19 protein-coding genes are annotated in these 17890 nt (G+C 40.9%); 13 read left to right on the top strand and 6 right to left on the bottom strand.

Going from position 1 to position 17890, the window contains the following annotated elements; genetic code table 11:
• Positions 1–68: 68 nt before the first annotated feature.
• The 7 genes from QOL44_RS06150 (at position 69) to QOL44_RS06120 (ending at position 5340) form a co-directional block, all read left to right on the top strand.
• A complete protein-coding gene (locus QOL44_RS06150; RefSeq protein WP_009057998.1) occupies positions 69–971 on the top strand; it encodes a hypothetical protein in 903 nt (300 codons plus the stop codon).
• 665 nt (positions 972–1636) lie between these two features.
• Positions 1637–2035 carry a hypothetical protein gene (locus QOL44_RS06145; RefSeq protein ID WP_009058000.1) on the top strand — a complete coding sequence of 133 codons (399 nt, stop codon included), beginning with the start codon at positions 1637–1639 and terminating at the stop codon, positions 2033–2035.
• A gap of 39 nt (positions 2036–2074) precedes the next feature.
• Entirely contained in the window at positions 2075–2695 is a 621-nt protein-coding gene (locus QOL44_RS06140) for a hypothetical protein (protein ID WP_134373130.1), read from the top strand.
• On the top strand, positions 2692–3267 hold the full coding sequence (locus QOL44_RS06135) for a hypothetical protein (RefSeq protein WP_009058005.1): 576 nt from the start codon (positions 2692–2694) through the stop codon (positions 3265–3267). The genes QOL44_RS06140 and QOL44_RS06135 overlap by 4 nt, the downstream gene beginning before the upstream one ends.
• Positions 3221–3880, top strand: a complete 660-nt coding sequence (locus QOL44_RS06130; protein ID WP_009058007.1) for a hypothetical protein — start codon at positions 3221–3223, stop codon at positions 3878–3880. Before QOL44_RS06135 ends, QOL44_RS06130 begins: the two co-directional genes overlap by 47 nt.
• A 37-nt stretch (positions 3881–3917) precedes the next feature.
• Complete coding sequence (locus QOL44_RS06125) at positions 3918–4574, top strand: hypothetical protein (protein WP_009058009.1); 657 nt, start codon at positions 3918–3920, stop codon at positions 4572–4574.
• A 22-nt stretch (positions 4575–4596) separates the two neighbouring features.
• Entirely contained in the window at positions 4597–5340 is a 744-nt protein-coding gene (locus QOL44_RS06120; protein WP_009058011.1) for a hypothetical protein, read from the top strand.
• 202 nt (positions 5341–5542) lie between these two features.
• Here the strand turns inward: QOL44_RS06120 and tnpA are convergent, their stop codons facing one another.
• Positions 5543–5959 carry an IS200/IS605 family transposase gene (gene tnpA, locus QOL44_RS06115; RefSeq protein WP_390886883.1) on the bottom strand — a complete coding sequence of 139 codons (417 nt, stop codon included), beginning with the start codon at positions 5957–5959 and terminating at the stop codon, positions 5543–5545.
• 48 nt (positions 5960–6007) lie between these two features.
• Here tnpA and QOL44_RS06110 point away from each other — a divergent pair, with 48 nt between their 5' ends.
• Positions 6008–7462 (top strand): RNA-guided endonuclease InsQ/TnpB family protein, encoded by a 1455-nt coding sequence (locus tag QOL44_RS06110; protein WP_079199606.1) that lies wholly within the window; start codon positions 6008–6010, stop codon positions 7460–7462.
• Positions 7463–7590: 128 nt separating this feature from the next.
• On the opposite strand, the gene QOL44_RS11285 is transcribed toward QOL44_RS06110, so the two are convergent.
• From QOL44_RS11285 to pdxH, 4 genes are all read right to left on the bottom strand, one after another.
• The gene (locus tag QOL44_RS11285) at positions 7591–8079 is read right to left on the bottom strand and encodes a zinc ribbon domain-containing protein (RefSeq protein WP_390886896.1); all 489 of its coding nucleotides are present in this window, start codon (positions 8077–8079) and stop codon (positions 7591–7593) included.
• 446 nt (positions 8080–8525) lie between these two features.
• Entirely contained in the window at positions 8526–8882 is a 357-nt protein-coding gene (locus QOL44_RS06105) for a hypothetical protein (RefSeq protein ID WP_153300092.1), read from the bottom strand.
• 1078 nt (positions 8883–9960) lie between these two features.
• Entirely contained in the window at positions 9961–10434 is a 474-nt protein-coding gene (locus tag QOL44_RS06100; RefSeq protein WP_009058517.1) for a c-type cytochrome, read from the bottom strand.
• A 138-nt stretch (positions 10435–10572) separates the two neighbouring features.
• Positions 10573–11223, bottom strand: a complete 651-nt coding sequence (pdxH, locus tag QOL44_RS06095) for a pyridoxamine 5'-phosphate oxidase (RefSeq protein WP_009058519.1) — start codon at positions 11221–11223, stop codon at positions 10573–10575.
• Positions 11224–11326: 103 nt separating this feature from the next.
• Here pdxH and QOL44_RS06090 point away from each other — a divergent pair, with 103 nt between their 5' ends.
• Complete coding sequence (locus tag QOL44_RS06090) at positions 11327–12754, top strand: hypothetical protein (RefSeq protein WP_009058521.1); 1428 nt, start codon at positions 11327–11329, stop codon at positions 12752–12754.
• Here QOL44_RS06090 and bioD read toward each other — a convergent pair.
• Positions 12718–13362: a dethiobiotin synthase gene (gene bioD / locus QOL44_RS06085; RefSeq protein ID WP_009058523.1), complete on the bottom strand. Its 645-nt coding sequence runs from the start codon at positions 13360–13362 to the stop codon at positions 12718–12720. The two genes, QOL44_RS06090 and bioD, sit on opposite strands and share 37 nt — an antisense overlap.
• Before the next feature lie 404 nt (positions 13363–13766).
• Between bioD and QOL44_RS06080 the strand changes: the two genes are divergently transcribed.
• The 4 genes from QOL44_RS06080 (at position 13767) to ftsH (ending at position 17826) form a co-directional block, all read left to right on the top strand.
• Positions 13767–14042, top strand: a complete 276-nt coding sequence (locus QOL44_RS06080; RefSeq protein ID WP_009058526.1) for a ferredoxin — start codon at positions 13767–13769, stop codon at positions 14040–14042.
• A 208-nt stretch (positions 14043–14250) separates the two neighbouring features.
• A complete protein-coding gene (locus QOL44_RS06075; protein ID WP_009058528.1) occupies positions 14251–15051 on the top strand; it encodes an RluA family pseudouridine synthase in 801 nt (266 codons plus the stop codon).
• Complete coding sequence (locus QOL44_RS06070; RefSeq protein WP_009058529.1) at positions 14999–15823, top strand: uracil-DNA glycosylase; 825 nt, start codon at positions 14999–15001, stop codon at positions 15821–15823. Before QOL44_RS06075 ends, QOL44_RS06070 begins: the two co-directional genes overlap by 53 nt.
• An 89-nt stretch (positions 15824–15912) precedes the next feature.
• The gene (ftsH, locus tag QOL44_RS06065) at positions 15913–17826 is read left to right on the top strand and encodes an ATP-dependent zinc metalloprotease FtsH (RefSeq protein ID WP_009058530.1); all 1914 of its coding nucleotides are present in this window, start codon (positions 15913–15915) and stop codon (positions 17824–17826) included.
• Positions 17827–17890: the final 64 nt, after the last annotated feature.

Here is a 17890-nt window from a genome sequence, read left to right as displayed (position 1 = left end):
TGCTTTTTAAATTTGGAAAGAGGATATAAAAGATTTTTTTTAAAAAAACTTCAATAAAGAAATTCAAGATGGATTCGATTTATCCTTTATTTATTTATGGATTGCTCCTTTATTTTTTTAGAACTCCTCCGTTAAATCCCTCTACATTGTATTTTCCATGGAATTTTTCTTGTACATTTATTTTTTTGCCTATATGGCTTCATAGCATTCTTAAACACAATTTTAAAAATAAAAAACTTCTTGCTTTCCTTTGGATAACCCTTTTTACAAGTCTTGATAAATCTAGTTTTCTTTTTCCTTATTACTCCTTCTCCTATTCTTTAGAAACCTTTGGATATATTTTATCAAACGCCTCCCTCTTTTTTTATATCATTTATATCGGTCTTGCATGGGCACAAAGACCGTCGTTAGAAAAAACGGAAGCAGTAAAGGAAGAAAAGAAAGAAAATATGCCTTCTTATTTTGAACTATTAATCATCTTAAAAAATGATCCTGGCTTTTTAGTAATTCCTGGAGTCTCACACAGATCCATAAGATCTATTGCAAGAAACATTTATATTATTCCTAAAGAAGCATTACAGTTCTTCTCCCGGGATAGTTTGGAAATATGGTGTCCATGGCATGAGGAATTAAAAATCATTGAAAATTTTATTTTAGCACAGCAACAAGAAATACAAAATCTTAAAAGCTCTCTTTTAGAGTATTCCGTGAGCAAAGATAAAGCTGTAAAAAAAATTGAAGAATTACAAAATCTCTGTTTTGAAATGGAAAAAAGTCGGGATCAGCTACTTAAAGATATTCATAAGATGCGTTCGGAGAGCCGTTTAAACCAGGTTTCGGATTTATATAGACTCTCCAATGAAGAATTAGCAAAAACAAAAGAAAATCGGATTCGAGAAATAAAAATTATCGATCAAATTCTTTCAGTAAGGATTGGTACTTACTCACCAAGCGATGAACAAAATGAGTAGATGAGTTATTTTATTGTAGTTCGCTACTTCTGATAAGAGATCAGCGATTCTGTGAACTTGGAGGTTGCGAGTCTTGCAGTTTGCAGGGGCGGCGTCGGTAAGTGAAGCAGGAAATAGCCAATAGAAATGTCATAAGACATTTTTCCCATAAACTACAGAATAGTTTAGAGCAAAGTAGAAAAGCATGAATCATTTTCGAGCCAGATTTTAAACAGTTGTCAGTTTTCAAAATTAACCTGGATTTGCTCCATCGACATCGACTTAATAGATCCAGTAAGCTTACTTTTGAAAATCCTAAAAAAATAAAAGGAAAAAATAATCGCAATACACCTCTATAAACAGCACGTTTCAAATCCATTTTATTTTCTGCTATAATCTTTTGTCCCATGATCCAATGGAAAGGTCGACTTTGAATTTTCCATTCCCAGAAAACACACCAACAGAAGTAAAAGAAAGGAAAAACAAAAAGTAATGTTAGTCTATTGAAAATCTTGGCACAAAGAGAAAAAAGCAAAGCTAATTCAAAACCACTAATAAGCCATCTTTGAAAAAGGGAGCATTTATCTGATTTATTAGAAAGAATGTTTTTTTTCCCCATTACAAAATTTTCTTTTTATTAAATAGGTCGGCCATTTTTCAATTTGAACTGACCTAATAAAAAAGAGATGGGAAAAATAATTATCAATCGATTGAGTTTATTTTTTTTCTTTAATCTCTTTTATACTGGATGCTCTATTCAGTCTTCTTATTTGTCGAGTTTTCCTCAAAACATAGAATGCCAAAAGATCGATTATTTGCTTTCTGCTTCCCAATTAAGAGTTGTTCCATCGAAAGAAGGTTTTATGCTTTCCAGTCCGCTCATCTATGCGAAGAGAATTCTTTTACCGATAGGAACCGAATTTCGAGCCAAAAGAGTTTTTCCCCAAACATTGCCTCCTAGATATATTGTGGAGGCCATCCGATTAAATTCCAAATCTTCTTTTGTTCCAGCAACCGGTGTCGTTTTTTATTCAGAAGGAAAATATTGGCTTACCTTAAGCAATCTCTATTTACCCAAAAATTGAAGAGTAAAAACAAATCGCCTTACAATAAAGATGAATCAAATGAAACCAATAGAGAGAGAGAATAAAACTAAAGAAAATAATATTTTGCTTTCCATAAGAAAAGAACAGAACAAAACCACTTCGATCGGAACTAAAAATAATAGACGGAAAGGAATCGAAAATATTGTCGGCTACTTATTTGTAATCATTTTGTCAACGATCTTTTTGTATCGGATTATTCAAATCTTTACGATTTTAAAAAATTATCCTTGGAAGGCCAATTTCAAAGAAGAAGAAAAAATTCTACGTGAAAAAGAAAACATTGAAAAGCTGCTTTTGTGGAATGATCGATTTCACAAAGAGATTATTAACGAAATCTATCCAGCCAATCTTGTTGCTGCTGTCTGTTTTTCAGCAGTTCCTGGACTACAGATTGAGCAATTCCATATGGAATTGCTTAATACTTCTCATAGGATTAGGTGCACCGTGAAGGTTCATTCTGAAGAACCAAATAGCATGGAAGCTTTGGGTTTTTACTGTGCTCTTGTTTCTCTGGCGTTTGAAAAGAGTGTGGGGAAAAAAATAAAATTCGAATTTTCCAATATTCAACTGCCCAAAGAAAAAAAGGAGCAAATAAGAGCGACGTTGACTTGCTTTCTTTCTAAAGAAGAGTTGCGATGAAAAATTTCATTCTGAGAGTTTCTTTTTTTATTTGTCTATTGGCTCTGGCCTGGTTTTTTTCAGAGTTACTCATTAGTTATGTTCAACAGGAAACAAGCAAAAAGCTGAATATGGAAAAGGAATATGAACAAGCACAAAATTATATTCAGAGGGTTGTTAAACAAGAAAAAAAAGCTAGAGATTCAAAAATATGGTATGAATCAAGGGTAAAGCAAAACACAGAAACCATATTGATTGATGTCCTGTCTCGATTTCAAAGGCAAAGAAACGATTTTAGACTATTAAGCATTTTTCATGACCCAATGGGGATTGGCATAAGAGCCGAAGCGAGATCTGGAGCAATAGTTCAGTTTTTAGAATTTTGCTCCGATGAACTCCCCGATTTTACTCCAGTATCGATTGTTCTGACTCCTCCTTCTATTAATCTGAATGCTGGAGCTCTAAACTGTGAATTCATTTACAAACGCAATAGCTTTGAACAATCCCAATCAAAAATGATTCCATTAAAACCCATGGAGAAAACCAATGAGAAAATTCAGTTTCTTTCGCCTTTTCCTTCTCTTAAAAAATAATCATGAGCCTATTGGCACTCAATCCTGGATTCCTAAATTTCCCCTACCCATTTGGAGTTTTTTGTCAGCTCATCCCTTAATATTTTTAATACCTTTAGGAGCTTTTATCCTCTTATTAGCAAAGACACTAGATGAAGGAAAAATACTAATAAGAAAAACTGATCCCATCGAGGCATATGACTCGCAATACGATCAATTCTATAATGAAATTTCCCATTCAAATATTTCTCCTTTGACTTCCAAAAAGCCTGTTCCTCTCCCTGCGAATGGCGTTGACGCTTTTGGTCTCCCTGTTCAAGGAACATTTTTAACTGGATCATCAACGGATAATCCAAAAGATTCCCTTGCTGATCTTGCTTCAAGTATACCAATTCGAGGATTTCAAGAAGGCAAGGAAGTTATCATTGGAAACCGAGTATTTCATCCTGGGGATGTGTTTTTATTAAGAACTTTAAATCAATTGCAAAAAATTAAAGTTCTTTCTATCGAAAGCAATGCTCTTATTCTGCAAGATCAAGCAGGAGTTGAAGTAAGAATTCCTTGGCCAAGGGTAGTAATGGACGAAAATGGTGTTTATGGGGAGATCCAGATTTATAATTCTTTAAAGAGATAACCCTTACTACACATTTTTTTTAATATTTTTCAACATCATGAAAAGAGCTAGTCTTAGTTTTTTTGTGATTTCCTGTTTTTATCTCTCTCTTTGCCTTGCTCAAGAGCCACCAGAATCATCATTTTCTTCCAACGCTTTGGATATCGATATAGGATTTAAAAAAAGGGATTTAACCCCTGGAGAGGAAATGCTGCAAAATAATTCTCTGGATGATGATAAACCATACGTGATTTTTGACATGTCTCTAAACGATTTTCTTGTGGCTATGGCTCAACGGGCAAAATGCAATTACATCCCCAAGAAATCAGTAGAAGGCAGAGTGAGTGCAGTTTTTTATGCTACCGATCCTATTTTAATGGCTAAAACAGCCTCACAGGCTAATGGGTACAAGCTGTTGACAAAAGAAAAGATATTTGAAGTTAAAAGAAAAGAGAGTGGAATGAAAAATTCTTTGCCTTCTCTTTATACTCAGGATACTCAGAAAAAGAATCGAAGAGTGAATGACCTTAAATCAGTTGAAAACAATGGTGTCTTTAAAGCTAAATTGCATGCTACTGCTCATGGTCTTTCACACGGCATTAAATCAAACAGACCAAAAGGACCTTTGGTAGCAGCGACATCAAAGCAAGTACATAAAAAGCTTAAAGTTCTTAAAATCAAAATGAATTCAAAAGAGCAGAGAAGAAAATCGTAAAATATGGAAAATATTCTTTTTAATGATTGTTCAAAAAGAGACTCTATCTTTAATTTCTTTATTTTTTTTATGTTTTTGTTGCAAAGCCTTTGAGCAGACCTTAGAAAGATCTTTTCATAAGAGTCGATTGGACAGTTACGCTCAACTTATTCTTTTACCTAATCCAAACCAACCTGGGACTTTACAAGCTCATGTGATTTTTACTCAACAATATGAGGTGCATACCCATGATTACGAGCATTGGGAAAAAAATGTTCCAATATTCGAAGAGGACCCAAGATTTCCAGCTTTATGGATGAAATATTGGGTTGATGGAATCGCTATTCCTATCATTCGAAAACAGATCAGCCAGTGGAATTGGTTCTATGTAAAAACAAAACACAACTGTCAATATTTTTGGGCAGCGGATATCTATTGGCCTAAAAACAAAACAGCGAAAACCATTTTGCAGGCTGAATTTCTTGTATTGCCTACCGCTGCTACAAAAGATTCTTTCGAGTACATAAACAATGTTGGAGTTACTGGTAGTGGCTCCCCACCATTCGATGAAATTTCATTTACTTTTGATCTTTCAGGGATTGCTCGATCAATACCAGCAATTGGTAAAACAAACTCTTCTTTCTATATGCAATGGATCTATGGGGGCTTTTTCTCTATTTATCCAAAAGGGTATCGGTTAGAAAAAGGAAAAGTACGATGGCAATTTGAAAATGTTTGGAAAATCGACGAGAAATTTAAAGTAGAATGGTATGCGTGGTACAGATAGATAAAATAGATTGGGTAAGAAAAGAAAAACTGGTACTCTGACTTTTAGCTGTCATACAGATCTGAGTTTTTTAAAACTCGAAGCCTACGAAAGCAAACGTTCTTTATATCCTTCAGAATTCAGAGACTTCAGCTCATTCTACCCTCTCTGGCGGCCAGTGCTCCAGCCAGAGCCTTGGGCTTGGCTGGTGGTGAAGGCCGCCCTATTCCGGCGTTTCTTGCCGTTCGATGTACTGTTTGAGGACGGTTAATGGGGCGCCCCCGCACGTGATAACGCAATAGGAACGGCTCCAAAGAACTGCCTTACGATAGAAACGGGCGACCGTTGTGGCAAACTCTCTGCGGAGAAGCCTGGAAGAAGTTGTCTTGAGATTGTTCACGAAGCGGCTGAGTCCAAGATTTGGTGGCAACGCAACCAGCAAGTGAACGTGGTCAGATTCTCCGTTGCACTCAAGCAGCTGTCCGCCCCATCCCTCCCAGCGCATTTCCGCAATAGCACGCAACCGGTCAAGCATGGGGCGGGTGAGCGCCTTGCGGCGGTATTTTGTGACAAGAACGAAATGGTAGTGCAGCGCGTAAACGCAGTGATGCAGAACGTGCAAACGCACTTGACCTATCATTGCACTAAATGATAGACCATATTGCTGGCCACTGTCCAGCGTCGCCTCATGATGAACGCATCACCCGCTGGTCTTCCCGTTCTGGGCCCGGTCGAGCGCAAGGTCACCTACCGGCTCTATCCATCCAAGACCGTCCGGGAGGAGCTTTTCCGGACTCGCTGGGTCCATTGCTTCCTCTGGAACCTGGCGCTCGAGGAGCGCAGGCGGGCGTGGAAGGAGGAAAAGCGAAGCATCGGTTTCGCCGAGCAGTGCCGATGGCTAACCGAGCTCCGTTCCTGCAGCGCGCTTCTCTCCTCGATCAATGCTCAATCCGCCCAGGTAACGCTCAAGAGGTTGGATCTCGCCTTTCAGGCGTTCTTCCGCCGCATCCGGCAAGGCGAAAAGCCGGGATTCCCGCGTTTCAAGCATCCAGGGCGATTCAGCGGTTTCGGCTTCAAGCAGCACGAAGGTGACTGGCGGCTGATCGCCAGAGAGCGAAGCGCTCACCTGAAGCTTCGTCTCTCCGGCATTGGGGAGATCCCGATCCGGGGCAAGGCCCGTACTCCCGGAGAACCCAGGACATGCGAGATCTTTCTTTCCGGCGGCCGATGGCATGCGTCGGTCACGATGCGCTGCCGACCGGCGCGGGAGCATGGCTGTGGAGCCGAGGCTTTCGACCTGGGCACGGAGCGGTTCCTGACCAGCGCCAGGTTGGAGCCGGGAAAGAGCGAGCCGGTCGTTTTTGAGGTCGCCAATCCGCGCCATCTGCGCAAGGCGCTTAAGAAGCTCAGGAAGCTCGGGAGAACGATCTCCCGCAAGATGGAGGCGGCGATCCGCAAGCACGGGAAACGGAAGGGATTTCGCATTTCCAAGAGGTTGCGCAAGCAGTACGAGCTGCTCGCCCGGATGCACGCCAAGGTGGCGAACGTCAGGAAGGATTTCCTGCACAAGCAGAGCGCCGCCATGGTGAGACGCAGCGGACTGTTGATCACGGAGGAGCTGGAGCCGAAAAGGATGACGGCTTCGGCCCGAGGCAGCCAGAAAAAGCCCGGGAAACGTGTGCGGCAAAAAGCCGGGCTGAATCGAGAGATGTTGGACGCATCGTTCGGAGCTTTCGGGGCGATGGTCGGATACAAAGCGGAAGAGGCTGGTATCGGATACCTGGAAGCACAGGCGAGGACGTTGAAGCCAAGCCAGAGATGCCACCGATGCGGCGGCGTCGTGGAAAAGACCCTCGGCGACCGGTGGCATGAGTGCGCATGCGGAGCGTCCTGCCATCGGGACGAGAACTCGGCGCTCGGGCTTCTCGACTGGGGCTTGGCGAAGTGGGAGAAGGACCACGGCTTCGCCTTTCCGGGGCCGAAGGTAGATGGAAACGGAAAGGAATGGACGGGAACCGATCCATGCGTGGAGCGGGAAGCTCTGGCCGGATGGAACCTCGCTGCGGGCTGGAAGTCCGGGGCGATGCATACTCCGGTGAAACTGACCGCAGGGAAGCGCGAAACTCCATCACAGAGCCGTTAGGCTTGGATGGAGTAGTTCATCATTTCTATTTTTCACAATACAAAAGCCCTAGTTTTTAACTAGGGCTTAAAGATTCGACCCGCACTGCCCCACTCCTTATGCTTGCTTCCAACGAAGCATTACTGTTCCTAAAAACATACTCGGGACCTGCTTAGGCCGGACCTAAGTTCGTTCTTTTCGCCTTGGTTTTGCCCCGAGTCCCCTCGGTATTGCCAAGACCGTTTCGTTCTCCGGGGGAAGCGGCGTGGTGTTAATGAGCCAGCAGTGGACGACTCACTGGCTCTCCTACAAGTCACTATAGCTATTGCTCCCGCTTCGAGTCCATCTGCTGCGGTCCGCCATTGCCTGGAGTTATCCGCCCCAGGCCTGTTCCCCTCCTCAGGATTCCAATTGGACGGTTTCCCGCTTCTGCGGGATAACCTCTCCACAAGGATCGCATGCAGCCGTTCCCGCGGCATCCACAGGCCTATTTCCGGATCTCCGATCCTTTTCTTAAGGTTGTATGCGCCTACCTTGTCCGTATCACTTATATGCCCACAATGTCGGCAAACAAACCTGTCCCCCTTGCGGTTCTTCGGATGGACATAACCACACTTCGGACAAAGCCAGAGTGCTATAGGCTGGGTTGAGCTTCTCTCGGGGGGGGAAGAACTTCCCCCAGGCGCCAGAAATTCAACTCGCTCTTATAGTGTGCAGATGCGGATTTGAATCATGCGCCTAGACAGTTCTTTGCTTGGCGCTTTCCCATATATATGTAGATCCTTAAGGCACAATGACCCAAGGGCTTTGTAGCTTAAGAATCTTGCGCAAGCTTGTGGTTAACCATCTTTCTATTTCTGCTTGCGTCTTATATAACCGTCTCCATTGCTTTTTCTTCCCTGAGTGATGCTTACGGATGTCTCTGGCTTTTTCGCTATCTTTTGTGTTCTTGCCAATTGCCTGGAGTTTGTTTTGTTTCTTCCCTTCTCTGTATGCTGCTTAGATAACTTAGCTAATAACTTACCAAACCCTTTCCCATACTTCTTTCCTCGGTCATCGGTGAACACTTCTAAAAGTCCCGCATCTATCCCTGGCTACTTCCCTCTCTACCTGCTTCGGAACTTTTAGTGGCGCTGCACAGTGAATGTCCACCTTCTTTCCCTCTAACACCAGCCAAATTGTTCCTTGAATCTTCAGCTTCCCTGCTAGGGGAAGGACCATCCTTTTCCCACGCTCCAGTCCCATAAGGGCGATATACTCCTCGCCCCTTCTCTTCGAAGGTCCGATACATTGCTTCATCATACAGAATAGCTCTAGCTTTCTTCACTCTGGGCGGCTGTCCCACTACCTTCTGCAAGTCCTTGCGTAAGCTTAAAAAGAATGGTTTTTGTCTTTCTTTTGCAATGGAAAATTGAGAGGTGGGAAGCTCTCTTTTCCGCAATACCGAGTCGATCCGTTGCGGTTGAACTGACTAGCCAATAAACAAAAGGCGTTTCTTCTTCCCTCCATTTTATCCTCTTATAGTTCTTGGCTTCATCTCTACGGCTACAGACAGGAGCCATTTTCCAATGGCCTCAATAGGCCTCCTTAAGGGCTTGCCTTCCACATCCTTGCCTGTAAGCCCTTTGGGCTTTTCTATTGTGCTTTTACCAGTAGATCTGCTCTTTACGTTTGCCCAAGACTTTGTGCGAAACGGTTTAGTTCGGAATGATAGACAAGAAACTACTCCTTCTTAAGCGGCGTAGCGAAGGAAAAGGTTCGCGAGCATGTGGCGCTTTTTCTTATTCAGCTCCAAGCTCCCTTTCCTGGATTGTTCGCCACGTCGGCTTTTCCAGCCTTATCGCCTTTTCCTATTGCCCTCTGGTCTTTTCTTTTGTATTGGTCCAAGCCGTAAAGAGGGCTTAGGAAAGCAGCGAAGGATCAAGAATAGATCCTTGAACATCTTTTCCTGCGGAAGAGAGGGACTTGCCCATTCATGACGAGGATTTTGATTCCATGAGACGAGCAAAACTTCTAGGGGCCATTCGAAACCAAACCGGACCATCCGGTCCTTGTGGGCCACCATGACCATCGGAGACATCGGCCCGTTCCACCCTCTCCATCAGATGTAAGGAAATTCTTTCTCTTGGTGTTGAGTCCCCTGCCCACCTCCTTCAGCCGTTCGGCCACCGTTTTGTCTTGAACTAGTCTAAACCTTGTCAATGGCTTCCCGCTGATTCCTTGAGATCCCTCTTTTGCCCGGCGCTGGCAGACTCTTGTATACGCGCTTGTGCAGCACTCTCGTCGCCTTTTGCCCGATCATCCGCAGATAGTCCTCATGGGGATAGTAGCGTCGGATTGGCTGAGTCCGTTTGGCGGGCACCTCTTCTTCCCGACTCCTTTCGCTACTGCCTGTTGACGCTCTGACCGATCAGTGCGCCAAACTTCTACGGCGAATTTATCTTCGCCATGCCGATTTATAACTAGATTGGCATGACAAGATCAATAACGATTCTTTGCTCTTCTGGACACAATTGTTTTTAAGGCTTTATATCCTCATCAGGAATAGCATTAACATCTGCTTCACTCAAAGGAGCTGTTCGACCTTTATATTCTTCTCTAGCAGCTTTGACCTGTTCGACCGTTACAGGAGTTCCTTTGTTACCCCATGATTGTCTAATGTAGGTAGCCACCGCAGCAATCCGATCGTCAGATAATATGGCTTTCCAGGGTTGCATCACTCCGTTGTATTGCGTACCATCGACCTTAAAGGGCCCTTGCAAGCCATTTAAAATAATAGCAACAACTCTTTTTGAGCCACCATTAACGATTTTTGTTCCGGATAAAGGTGGATAAACCCCAGGTACACCAGTACCCGTTGGTTGATGGCAAGCCGCACAATTCATTTCATAAAACTTCTTTCCATCTTTCATTATGTCTTGAGCAAAAAGAGAAGTTGAGAAAAAAAGAGAGGAAATTCCTAGAACAAGTGCTTTGTAAAATTTTCTTTTCATATAGAGTAATGCCCTTTTAAGTTAGTTACTTATTTTATTTATCCATATGGATTTATTGTTAAAGTTCTTTCTCATAGAAGAACTTAAGATAAAAATTTTTGTCAATCATAAAATAAAATTTCTTTTTCTTATTAACAGCTAAGGAGCCAGTCGTTCAATTTTCCATTGGCCCGAAGCTTCTTTGGAATAAAGAAAACGGTCATGGAAACGATTTTCTCTGCCTTGCCAAAATTCTATTTTTTCAGGAATCAGTCGGTATCCTCCCCAATTATCAGGCATAGGAACGGTTAGGGAGGCGTATTTGGTTCTATTTTGATCGAAAAGAGTTTCCATATAAGTTCTATCCGTTGGAATGGGTTGACTTTGTGGAGAAGTATATGCAGCAATTTGACTTAAGAAAGGACGCGTTCGGAAATAACGAAGGGACAATTCATAGCTGGTTTTTTCACAGATCCCACTGACGCAAATTTGTCTATAAAGGGTTGGCCAATAACAAGCAAAAGAGGCTTTTGGATTTTCTTCAAGATGTTTGCCCTTGATGCTTAAGTAATTTGTAAAAAAAAGAAAGCCTTTGTCATCAATTGCTTTGATTAAAACGAAGCGAACTTTCATTTCCCCTTGATTGTTTGAAGTAGCTAACGCTACCGCATTTGGTTCAAGGGGTTCGGTTTCTAGGGCAACTTCGTACCATTTGATGAACTGTCGCAAGGGATTTGGATCTAATTCTTCCATAGAGAGAGCCGTTCCAAAATAGTCTCTTTGTTTTTCTTTAAGGTACATGATTCTCATATCTACGATTTTTTCTTGAATATGACAAGTAGCAGAAATACAAGAAGACAATACTCGCAATGGTTTTTGAATTTCCCTATGAGCGAGTAAATTATTTTATCTCATGGACAAATCAACCTTAACCACTCATCAAAAAGCACTACAAATCAATCTTGATTCCCAAAGATATGGAACGTTTGCTGAAATTGGTGGAGGACAAGAAGTTGTCCGCTGGTTTTTCAAAGTTGGAGGAGCTGCTGGAACGGTTGCTAAAAGCATTTCTGCATACGACATGACAGTCAGTGACGCCATATATGGGCCTACCGAAAGATACGTCTGTCAAGAAAGGCTCTCAAGAATGCTAGACCATGAATATGACCTTTTAATCGACAGACTGGAGGTTAAGCGAGGAAAAAGCACACAATTTTTTGTCTTTGCAGATACCGTTACCATTCAGGGATATCAACAGCGAATGGATTGCCATGGTTGGATGGGAATTAGATTTCAAGACGATCCAATGGGAAAATGGAATGATGTTATCATCCATGTTCGATTCCTTGAGCAGGAACGGTTACAACAGCAAGAAACACTCGGGATTTTAGGAGTCAATTTGATCTATGGAGCCTTTTATTACAATCAAGATCTAGTGCTTTTCATAGAATCTTTGATGGACAATATTGCTCCAGGGAAAATTGAAGTCGATTTAATCGATACTTCTGGGCATTTATTCGAAAAAATTGACTTAAGATTGTTGAACTTACAGCTCCTAATTTCTGGGCTCACTCCAGTGATTCTGTTTACACCCAATGGCAAAGCTGTTCAGCCTTCGGATCTTCTCTACAAAAAAGCTATTTTGATTGAAAGAGGAAGGTTTGAACCTGTGACGAATCTCAATATGGAAATGATGGAAGTGGCCAGAGCCAAATTTCTACAGGAACCAGAAATTTCCAATGTCCCAAAACTGGAAATAATGGAGATTACTACACGAAATCTTTTAACCGAAATGGGCACGATCGATAAAGACAATTTTATCCAAAGAATTGAACTCCTCTGTGCATTAAAACAACATGTTCTAATTTCAAATTACGCTGAATTTTATGAAATTTCGACCTATTTGAATCGTTTTACCAAAAATCTCATTGGTCTGGTTCTGGGAATTCCCCTTCTTCAAGAACTTTTTAACGAAAAATATTATTCCTATGTCGAAGGAGGTATTCTGGAAGCCATGGGCAGACTTTTTAAAAAGAAAATCAAACTTTATGTCTATCCTACTTTTGATCCTCAAACCTCCAAACTTATAACTGCCGAAAATCTGGAGATAAAAGGTTCAATCAAACATATCTACAATTATCTTCTGGAATCGAGTCATTTGGTCCCTTTGCATCCCATTAATCCACCCCTTAAATCTTTTTCTCCAAAGGAAGTTACAGAATATATCAAGTCAGGAGATCCCCGATGGAAAGAATTGGTACCAATAAGAGCAGTGGAAATTATCCGTGAAAAAAAGTATTTCGGTTACAAAGAATTAGAAGCAGCATCTTCTAACCATTGAGGGCAACGAAAGGGACTTTTTCCAAAATCATCTATTAGGGCTATTGGGATATTATATCTTGTTTCAATAAGTTCTATCGCCATTGGAACAACGCCCAAAGAAGCATATTGGTTCAATATAAGGCCCTTGATAGAAATATCTGCGGCTAGGATGTTTTCGATTGTAAGAAATGTATGGTTAAGATATCCAAGTCGGGTATGTGCAACAATAACAACAGGACAGTGGAGAATTTGAACGAGGTCTCTTAAAAGCCATTTTCGTGAAAGTGGGGTCAACCATCCTCCTATCCCTTCAATAGCAACATGACTAAAGCTCCCCACCATGTGAACAATTGCTTTTTGCACGTCCATAAGATGGATGAATTTTCCTTCTAGTTCTGCAGCAATTGCAGGCGCCATAGGCTCAGGAAAATAAAATGGATTTAGGTTGTCTAAACTGGTTCTTCTGTCGGATGCTTCCCAAAGTTTTATAGCATCCTCTCTTCCACCAGTAGAAATAGGTTTTAAGCCAATGGCATCGTATCCTTTTGTTCTCCAATATTTCACAAGCTCATAGCTAAAGGCTGTTTTCCCTACCCCAGTATCTGTTCCTGTTATAAAAACAGTCATAGTTAAAAAATGGGTTTTCTTTTTAATTCATGTTTAAGAACTGCCTAAAGATTTGTCTAATAAAAATGAAATAAAAAATCTCTTCTTTTTCTTTTTTTTCATCCTTTTCTTATCCCCTCTTTTTGATCTATACATACCGTTTTCTAAAAATAGGAACTATTTTTCAAAGGACGTAAAATGGTTCTTTTACAATATACTGTTTCTCAATATCTCTTTGACATAATGCAAAATTGTTTTAAAAATATTGACGTCTGTGGAAACGGATTAGAGCGAAGACTATCCAGGGAATGAAGAGATGGAGTTCTCGAAAAGGTGAGAGCGTAAAAATCTCGTCACCGTTATTGGGGCTTGACGGGAATAGTACATTAAGTATAAATAGAAAGTAGAGAATAATAGAGGTTAAAATGGCTGATAGAAATAATAAATATCCAGGAAACGTTTTTGGAAAATATTACGTCGATACGCAATGTATAGATTGCGATTTATGTAGGGAGACGGCCCCTGCAAATTTCAAAAGAAACGATGATGGTGGCCATTCCTATGTTTACAAGCAGCCTCAGACACCGGAAGAAGAAGAACAATGCAGGGAAGCTAAAGAAGGCTGCCCAGTGGAAGCCATTGGAGATGACGGAGATCTCGATGTCATGGAGGTAGAAGTAGGAAGATCGACTGAATCTTAAAAATAATCCATTTAAATTTCTCTTCTGAAGGTTTTATGGGGGAAATTCGACAACAGTCTGTTTCAAAAGTGGAGATGGAAAAAGGAGTGGGGCAAAGAATTGACACTTTTTTAGCTTCGATTTTAAAATTATCAAGAAACAAGATTAAAAAAAAATATTAAATGGGACACTTCGTTTTAAAAATGATATCCCCATTGAACCTTCTTATTTGATTCGAGGCGGAGAAGAAATTGAAATTCTTGATGCGGAAGAGGACGATAATGCATTTCCTCCTCTCCCAGAGAATATCCCTTTAGACATCCTTTTTGAGGATGAAGAAGTTATAGTTATTAATAAACAAAGAGGTATAGTCGTTCATCCTGGATGTGGTCACTGGTCAGGGACTATAGTTAACGGTTTGCTTTTCCACTATGGTCATTCTTTACCTAGCGTTGCTCTTCATCGCCCTGGAATTGTCCATAGATTAGACAAAGATACCTCAGGAGCAATGGTTATTGCAAAAACAGAAGAAGCTCTAAAAGCACTTCTTTGGCAGTTTTCTACTCGAAGGATAACAAAAACATATATCTGCTTATGCAAAAATAGATTTCCTTATCAATCCTTTATCTATAAATCGAATATACAAAGGCATTCTACAAATAGAAAAAAAATGTCCGTTCATTTGACAAAAGGAAAGGAATCAGAAACTCAATTTTCTCTTCTTTATGCTTCTTCAGAAGCTTCTATGCTGAAGTGTCGGCCTATTTCTGGAAGAACCCATCAGATCAGGGTTCACCTCGCCCATCTTGGGTATCCTATTATCGGTGATCCATTGTATGGGAAAGGCGTTAGAAAATATGCATTCCCAATGTTACTTCATTCCTATGGATTAAAGTTTTTGCATCCGAAAAAGGAAAAAATTGTCGAAATTTTTGCTCCTCTTCCTCAAGATTTTAAAGAGGCATTAGAATTCTTTTATGGAAAAAATCAACCATGGAAAGATCAAGGCGTTGATCTACAAGTATCTTGAAATCCTTCAAAGCCTTGGTTATACCCATCTCTCTTTCTCAAGGACTCTAAAAAAAGAGACCGTACAATCCATAGAGGCGTCGAAGACAAATATGCTATCAGATTTTTCTTCCTCTCTCAATACCAACTATCAGAAAATAATACCAAAGGAAAAAGTGGATCAAGAGCTCAATCTTTTAAAAAACAAGGTGGAAAATTGTCAATATTGCCAGCATCTTGTGGCATTCCGTACTCAGACTGTTTTTGGCACAGGAAATCCTTTGAGTAAATTGATGTTTGTTGGTGAGGCCCCTGGAGCAGAAGAAGACCAACAGGGAGAACCCTTTGTTGGTCCAGCGGGTCAGCTTTTGACAAAGATGATCAAAGCTATGGGATTAAGTCGCGACCAAGTCTACATAGCGAATGTCTTAAAATGTCGACCTGACATTCCTAAAGGCCAAAAAGGAAATCGAAAACCAACTCCTGAAGAAATGGCCACCTGCCTACCCTATTTGTTATCTCAAATACGATTAATTAATCCGAAGGTCATTGTTGCTCTTGGGGCTACAGCTTATGAAGGATTGACTGGAAAAATAGGGATAAAAATTAGCGAAGTTAGAGGTAAATTTATTGATTTTAATGGAGCTTTCTTAATAGCTACGTATCATCCCTCCTATTTGCTTCACAACCCTTCTCTTGCAAATAAAAGAAAAGTTTGGGAAGATATGCTGGCAGTAATGAGTAAACTCCAGATGCCTATTTCTGAAAAACAAAAGAATTATTTTCTTTCTTAAAACCTTTTGAATTACTTCTTTATAAGTTTCTTTTTAGATTTTATATTTTCCAAAATGCTTCATGTAGCTCAGTTAAATCAACTCAAGCAATGAAACTTTCACCTCCCAAAAAAAACTTTCCCACAAAAAAAGAGCCTGAACCCCCCTTTCCTTACCTAAGGTTTCTTGTGCAGATTGGAATTGCTCTTTTTCTCGTGTGGTTATGGCAAGAGAGCCTTCATAAGGCAACAGTTTCGACCATTCCTTACAGCGAATTTCTCAATAAACTAAATCAAAAAGAAATAGTCGAATGTAAAATTACTCCAGATGAAATCTATGGAAAAATGCTGATTGTAAAACCAGAAGAAAAAGGGAAACCACCAAGAATTGGGCTTTTTTCAACGGTAAGAGTTGATGATCCTGATTTAGTAAAACGATTGCAGGCTGCAGGAGTTGTCTATGGGAGCGTCAAACCTAGTTTACTATCACAAATTCTTTTTTCATGGGTCGTACCTATCCTTATTTTTTTTCTGGTCTGGTTTGCTCTTGCCAGGTTTGTTGGAGGAGGCGGAGCCGGTTATTCCCTGCTGAATATAGGAAAAAGCCGAGCGAGGCTCTTAGTAGATGAAAGCACAGGGGTAACATTTGCTGATGTCGCTGGATGTGATGAAGCGAAGTATGAGCTGCAAGAAGTTGTAGATTTTTTAAAAAACCCCTCCCGATATAAGGCCCTTGGAGCAAAAATTCCCAAGGGAGTGTTGCTTGTAGGTCCGCCTGGAACGGGTAAAACATTGTTAGCTAAAGCGGTTGCTGGAGAGGCTAAAGTGCCTTTTTTTTCTATTAGTGGTAGTGAATTTGTAGAAATGTTTGTGGGTGTTGGTGCGGCGCGTGTTCGAGATCTTTTTGGGCAAGCCAAAGCCAAAGCCCCTTGTATAATTTTTATTGACGAGTTGGATGCCATTGGGAGACAAAGAGGCATAAGAATTCAAGTTGGATCGGATGAACATGAACAGACTTTAAATCAACTCCTTGTTGAAATGGATGGTTTCGATCCAAACGAGGGAATAATCGTTCTTGCTGCAACAAACAGGCCAGAAATTCTTGATCGCGCTCTTTTGCGTCCAGGTCGTTTTGATAGACAGGTTGTCGTTGATCTGCCAGATGCCAATGGGAGAGAAGCAATCCTAAAAGTTCATGCCAAAGGAAAACCTTTATCCTCAGATATCAATTTCAAAGAAATCGCTCAGGCTACCATGGGTTTTTCAGGAGCTGATCTAGCCAATCTCCTTAACGAGGCAGCCCTTCTAGCGGCAAGAAGAAAATCCACCTGTATAGAACAAAAGGACCTTTTTGAAGCGATGGAGAAAGTAATTGCTGGTCCGGAAAGAAAAAGTCGCGTACTTTCTGAAAAAGAAAGGGAAAGAGTTGCTTATCATGAAGTGGGTCATGCTCTTGTTGCCTTTTATTTAGAACACGCTGAACCAGTAAGAAAGATTAGCATTGTCCCTAGAGGCAGAGCTGCTCTTGGTTATACCTTACAACTTCCTGCCTCTCAGCAATATCTGTTGAGTAAATCTGAACTGCTTGATCGGATTTGCGTGGCCATGGGCGGGAGAGCCGCTGAAGAATTGATATATAAGGACGTTACAACTGGAGCTGAAAATGATCTAGAAGTAGCAACAACGATTGCTCGACAAATGGTGTGTTTATATGGAATGGGAGAAAAATCAGGGCTTTCTCATTATGTGCCCCCACAACCACTTTTTGGAGGACTTGATAGTTCCTATCTGAAGGAATGTAGTAACGAAACAGCTCGCATTATCGAATTAGAAATAGAAAAGATTCTTGAAGAAAATTATGAAAAGGCGAAGTCTATTTTACAGCAGCACCTTAAAGAATTACAAGAAGTCACAACGATCCTGTTGGCAAAAGAGACTCTCAGTGGTGAAGAGTTTAAAAGTATTTTAGATAAAGTGAAAAATCAAGAAGGAGTCTCCTACTCTTCCTCTGTAAGCAGCTCTTAGTTACTAATAAATTCTATAGTACTTGACTCATTTTTTTCATTTGACCAATTTGAGGAGAAATGTC

The organism is Candidatus Methylacidiphilum fumarolicum, assembly GCF_949774925.1.
In the GTDB taxonomy this organism is placed as follows: Bacteria; Verrucomicrobiota; Verrucomicrobiia; order Methylacidiphilales; family Methylacidiphilaceae; genus Methylacidiphilum; species Methylacidiphilum fumarolicum.
Note: the sequence above shows the minus strand (reverse complement) of the source record. Positions and strands in the feature narration are given on the sequence as shown.

Excerpts from the sequence above, each read along its gene's own strand:
- QOL44_RS06070 (WP_009058529.1), top strand. The coding sequence starts at position 14,999 with ATGGAAAAAATCAACCATGGAAAGATCAAGGCGTTGATCTACAAGTAT.
- QOL44_RS06125 (WP_009058009.1), top strand. The coding sequence starts at position 3,918 with ATGAAAAGAGCTAGTCTTAGTTTTTTTGTGATTTCCTGTTTTTATCTC.
- QOL44_RS06150 (WP_009057998.1), top strand. The coding sequence starts at position 69 with ATGGATTCGATTTATCCTTTATTTATTTATGGATTGCTCCTTTATTTT.
- bioD (WP_009058523.1), bottom strand. The coding sequence starts at position 13,362 with ATGACTGTTTTTATAACAGGAACAGATACTGGGGTAGGGAAAACAGCC.
- QOL44_RS06130 (WP_009058007.1), top strand. The coding sequence starts at position 3,221 with ATGAGAAAATTCAGTTTCTTTCGCCTTTTCCTTCTCTTAAAAAATAAT.
- QOL44_RS06145 (WP_009058000.1), top strand. The coding sequence starts at position 1,637 with ATGGGAAAAATAATTATCAATCGATTGAGTTTATTTTTTTTCTTTAAT.
- QOL44_RS06110 (WP_079199606.1), top strand. The coding sequence starts at position 6,008 with ATGATGAACGCATCACCCGCTGGTCTTCCCGTTCTGGGCCCGGTCGAG.
- QOL44_RS06135 (WP_009058005.1), top strand. The coding sequence starts at position 2,692 with ATGAAAAATTTCATTCTGAGAGTTTCTTTTTTTATTTGTCTATTGGCT.
- QOL44_RS06140 (WP_134373130.1), top strand. The coding sequence starts at position 2,075 with ATGAAACCAATAGAGAGAGAGAATAAAACTAAAGAAAATAATATTTTG.
- tnpA (WP_390886883.1), bottom strand. The coding sequence starts at position 5,959 with ATGATAGGTCAAGTGCGTTTGCACGTTCTGCATCACTGCGTTTACGCG.
- QOL44_RS06100 (WP_009058517.1), bottom strand. The coding sequence starts at position 10,434 with ATGAAAAGAAAATTTTACAAAGCACTTGTTCTAGGAATTTCCTCTCTT.
- QOL44_RS06090 (WP_009058521.1), top strand. The coding sequence starts at position 11,327 with ATGGACAAATCAACCTTAACCACTCATCAAAAAGCACTACAAATCAAT.
- ftsH (WP_009058530.1), top strand. The coding sequence starts at position 15,913 with ATGAAACTTTCACCTCCCAAAAAAAACTTTCCCACAAAAAAAGAGCCT.
- QOL44_RS06080 (WP_009058526.1), top strand. The coding sequence starts at position 13,767 with ATGGCTGATAGAAATAATAAATATCCAGGAAACGTTTTTGGAAAATAT.
- pdxH (WP_009058519.1), bottom strand. The coding sequence starts at position 11,223 with ATGAGAATCATGTACCTTAAAGAAAAACAAAGAGACTATTTTGGAACG.
- QOL44_RS06120 (WP_009058011.1), top strand. The coding sequence starts at position 4,597 with ATGATTGTTCAAAAAGAGACTCTATCTTTAATTTCTTTATTTTTTTTA.